Below are 1623 nucleotides of genomic sequence, written 5' to 3' on the forward strand. Positions count from 1 at the left end.
TTTCCCCTGAAAAAGTCAGGGTGTTTTGAGCATAATTAAAAGGAATTCAGCACCTCAAAATGGAAATTGTTATTGACGAGATAACAAAGTTCCACACCCCGAGGGAAGAATTCCTTTGCTATAGGAGTTCAACAGAAGCCCTCGGGAATCCTTCCAAGAGGTGAAGAAAATGTTGAAACTTCGAGACGAGCAATTGACCATCTGGGATGCCATTCTCCCGGAATCTGTTAGAAAGTTGCCGGTCGAGCTTGCAATCATAGATCAATTACTGGACGACGACCGTTTTCTTCAACCGTTTACTGAGTTGCACCCGAAAGGCAAGAAAAGCGGCCGTCCTACGCTTGCAATTGAAAAGTACATCCGTCTTATGGTCCTGAAGCATAAATACAATTTGGGCTACGAGTCACTCGTGAAGGAAGTCGGTGACAGCATCACATGGCGAATGTTCTGCCGGTTTGCCATCGACGAACCGATGCCCGACCCGTCTACGCTCATCTATGCCCGCAAACGCTACGGCGACAAGATCGTCGAAGACATCAATGCCGCACTCGTAAAGCAGTGTGAGGAAAAAGCCGTTCTGAAAACCCGCAAATTGCGCACGGATACGACGGTTGTGGAATCCGACATCCATCACCCGACAGACGCTACGCTGTTGCAAGATGGCGTAAAAGTCATCACTCGAACGATTCAGAAAATCCGGAAAGTCGCCTCCCACACTGTTCAAGGCTTTGAAGATCGTACGGCAGAAATCAAGGAAAAGATTCTGTCCATCGCGAAAGTTCTACGTCGCCGCACCCGTGAATCTTGGGAAGAAGTTGACCGGATCACTGGGAGCGTAATCGAAGTAGCCGAGAACGTTGTGAACAAGGCGCAAGCCGTTATCGAGAAACTGCAAGACAAGGGCAAAGCTGCTCTTCGACAAAGTAAAACCAAACTGACCGAGGCGGTCACGCTAACCGGCAAGTTGTTGGAACAAGCCAAACAGGTCGTTTCCGGCAATCGAATCATCGCAGATCGGATCGTCAGTTTCTTTGACCCGGAAGCAAGACCGATTAAGAAAGGTAAGCTGGCCAAAGGAACTGAGTTCGGCTACAAGGTGCGAATCGACGAGACGGAAAGCGGCTTTGTGACCGGCTACGCTGTCTACGAGGGGAACCCCTCGGATGATGAACTGCTCGTTCCCGCTGTACAGGCGCATATCAAGCAATTCGGCAAAGCGCCGCAAGCTGTAGCGACCGACCGCGGTTTCTCAAGCAAGAAGAACGAAACGGCCATTACCGAACTTGGTGTGAAGCGAGCTAGCTTGCCGCGAAAGGGCAAAAAAGGCATTGCCCGATCCGAGTACGAAAACGAATTATGGTTCAAAGACTTGCAGCGTTACCGTGCAGCTGGAGAAGCGAAGATTAGTCTTCTCAAGCGGAAGTACGGTTTGAACCGCAGCAGGTATCGGGGCTTTGTCGGCTCAAAATGCTGGGTCGGCTTCGGGATTCTGACCCACAACCTGCAAAGAGCGGCAAAAATGCTCCAAAACTAACATGGAAACCGATCATTAGGGAAAGTTCCCCCTCACAACCCAGCCAGCAACCCGAAACTATTTTTGAAAATCGACTTTTTCAGGAGCAA

At 49.9% G+C, this 1623-nt stretch carries 1 protein-coding gene; it reads left to right on the top strand.

Going from position 1 to position 1623, the window contains the following annotated elements:
- Positions 1–169 precede the first annotated feature (169 nt).
- The gene (locus tag POTG_RS22465; protein WP_019007868.1) at positions 170–1534 is read left to right on the top strand and encodes an ISNCY family transposase; all 1365 of its coding nucleotides are present in this window, start codon (positions 170–172) and stop codon (positions 1532–1534) included.
- Positions 1535–1623: the final 89 nt, after the last annotated feature.

The organism is Paenibacillus sp. oral taxon 786 str. D14, from assembly GCF_000159955.1.
In the GTDB taxonomy this organism is placed as follows: domain Bacteria; phylum Bacillota; class Bacilli; order Paenibacillales; family Paenibacillaceae; genus Fontibacillus; species Fontibacillus phoenicis.